This window comes from Phaeovulum sp., from assembly GCF_041596715.1.
Classification (GTDB): Bacteria; Pseudomonadota; Alphaproteobacteria; order Rhodobacterales; family Rhodobacteraceae; genus UBA6213.
On the sequence record NZ_JBFHIA010000336.1, the window covers coordinates 1 to 2,507 of the forward strand.

The window sequence follows — 2,507 nt, forward strand, 5'->3', positions numbered from 1 at the left end:
CTTGGTCATCACCGCGCAAGCCATGCAGCTATCAAGCAGCGTTCCATACCAGCCGCCGTGCACGCCGCTCATCGGGTTCGTGTGTTCAAAAAGCGCCGAGCCACGAAAGACCACGCGCCCCGGTTCAACCGAATGAAGGGTATAGTTCAGCACCCCCGCAATCGGTGGCCCAGACAATTCGCCCGATAGCACCGCTTGCATGAACTCTAGCCCAGATCGTGACAAAAGGTCTTCCCGGGTGGGCATATCGGCGGGTGTACGGGCGATGAAGGCATAGGGCATTGGGGGCTCCGGGGCTTTGCGCCCGCAGACTTGCGCCCCAAGCGCCCGGGCGCAAGAGGGGTGGGTAGCAAAAGCTGCGGCGGCTGGCCCGGCGTCGTGCCTTCAGGCGACCTTTTCCAGTGCCGGCGTGGGCGATACGCCCAATGCGTGGCACACATCGCGCGTCAGCCCGGGGCGGTTGAGCGTGTAGAAATGCAGATCCTCGACACCGCCCTGAATGAGGTCATCGCAAAGTTCGGTGCACAGTGCCGTGGACAGCAGTTCCTGCCGCCCGTCGCGTTCGGCGGCAGTGAAGGCTTCTTCAATCCATACGGGCACCGAGGTGCCGCAGCGTTGCGCAAAGCGTTTCGCCCCGGCCCAAGACTGAATCGGCAGGATGCCGGGGATGATCTTGGCCTTGACCCCGGCCTTTTCGGCCGCATCGCGGAAACGAAAGAAGGTTTCCGCTTCAAAGAAAAATTGCGTGATGGCGCTGGTCGCGCCGGCTTCGCATTTACGCTTGAGCCAACGCACATCGGCACCTGCGTCTGCGGCGTCGGGGTGCGGCTCGGGGTAAGCGCCGCAACGAATGGTGAAACGGCCATCATCCGCCAGCGCCTCTATCAGTTCGACAGAACTGGCAAAGCCTTCGGGGTGCGCCGTAAATCGTGTGGCCCCCTTCGGTGCATCGCCGCGCAGCGCCACGATCTCGCGCACGCCTGCTTGCGCATAGGCATCGACGATTTCCATCGTCTCGGTGCGGGTTGCATCGACGCAGGTCAGGTGCGCGGCAACATTCAGCCCGTAGTTGCGCCCGATCGTTGTGACCGCCTCATGCGTAAGTTTGCGCGTCGCGCCACCTGCGCCATAGGTGACCGAGGCAAAGCTAGGCTTCAGCGGTGCCAGCACTTGTGCGGTTTCCCAAAGCCGGAAGGACGCATCGAGCGTTTGCGGCGGAAAAAACTCAAAACTTACACGTGGCGTGGGCATGGCGTATCCTTTTGTTGCCCCCTTGTCGCACATTATGGAATGTGAGACAAACTCATAGTGTTCAATAACAACATGAGGATTGCAGCATAATGCATCTGGAACTGCGCCACCTGCGCACGATCCGCGCCATTCATGAAGAGGGCGGGCTGGCGCGGGCCGCCGAGTTGCTGCACATCACGCAATCCGCGCTTAGCCATCAGATCAAGGGTTTGGAGGATCAGGCCGGGATAGAGCTTTTCGTGCGCGCCGCGCGCCCGATGCGGCTGTCTGCGGCGGGGATGCGGCTGTTGCGGCTGGCCGAGCGGGTGCTGCCCGAGGTGGATGCCGTGACCGAAGAGTTTGGTGCGCTGCGGCAGGGCCGCGCCGGGCGCTTGCACATTGCAATCGAATGTCATGCCTGTTTCGACTGGCTTTTCCCGGTGCTTGAACAATTCCGCCGCGCTTGGCCTGAGGTTGACGTTGATATTCGCCCCGGCCTTGCCTTTGGCGCATTGCCAGCACTGATCCGGCAAGAGGTCGATCTGGTGATCTCGTCCGACCCCGAAAAGCTCGAAGGCGTCACCTTTTCGCCGCTGTTCGACTATGCCCCGATGTTCGTGGCCGCGGCCTCTAGCCCGCTTGCCGCCAAGCCCTATGTAGAGGCCGAGGATTTCCGCGACCAAGTGTTGCTGACCTATCCGGTCGAACGCGGCAGGCTGGACATTTTCACCGAACTTCTCAGCGCCGCACGGGTAGAGCCAAAGGCGATCCGGCAGGTAGAACTGACCGCGGTGATCCTGATGCTGGTGGCCTCGGGGCGCGGTGTGGCGGTGCTGCCCGATTGGGTGCTGCGCGAGGTGAAATATCGCCCCGATTACATCACGCGTCCCGTCACCGCCAAGGGCCTGACCAAGCGGCTTTACGCCGCCACGCGCAGTGAAGATACGACCGAGCCTTTCATGGCGCATTTCCTTCGGCTGGGGCGCAGCGAGCCAGTGAAATTGCAAAGGGCCTGATATGGCGGTGGAATTGCCGATCCTCGCGCTTGCCGATGCCGCAGCACTCGCCGCGCAAATCGCGGCAGACCCCAAAGCGCCGGGCTTTTGGTTGAAGCTGGCCAAGAAAGGGGCGGGCGGCGTGGCCCCAAGCCGGCAAGAGGCGGTTGATGTGGCGCTTTGCTGGGGCTGGATCGACGGGCAGGTGCGGAGTTTTGATGAACAGTATTTTCTGGTCCGCCTGACGCCGCGGCGCGCAGGCTCTATCTGGTCGCAGTATAA

4 protein-coding genes are annotated in these 2,507 nt (G+C 62.2%); 2 read left to right on the forward strand and 2 right to left on the reverse strand.

The features are described from left to right. Positions 1 to 282: PaaI family thioesterase (locus ABY403_RS15620; RefSeq protein ID WP_372841740.1), on the reverse strand; the 282-nt coding region annotated here is incomplete at its 3' end. A gap of 102 nt (positions 283 to 384) precedes the next feature. After that, entirely contained in the window at positions 385 to 1,251 is an 867-nt protein-coding gene (gene metF, locus ABY403_RS15625; protein WP_372841741.1) for a methylenetetrahydrofolate reductase [NAD(P)H], read from the reverse strand. An 89-nt stretch (positions 1,252 to 1,340) separates the two neighbouring features. Between metF and ABY403_RS15630 the strand changes: the two genes are divergently transcribed. Both ABY403_RS15630 and ABY403_RS15635 read left to right on the forward strand, forming a co-directional pair. Further along, positions 1,341 to 2,246, forward strand: coding sequence for a LysR family transcriptional regulator (locus ABY403_RS15630; RefSeq protein WP_372841742.1), 906 nt, complete (start codon positions 1,341 to 1,343; stop codon positions 2,244 to 2,246). 1 nt (position 2,247) lies between these two features. After that, positions 2,248 to 2,507, forward strand: a 260-nt coding sequence (locus tag ABY403_RS15635; RefSeq protein WP_372841743.1) for a YdeI family protein, incomplete at its 3' end; no start/stop codon positions are given.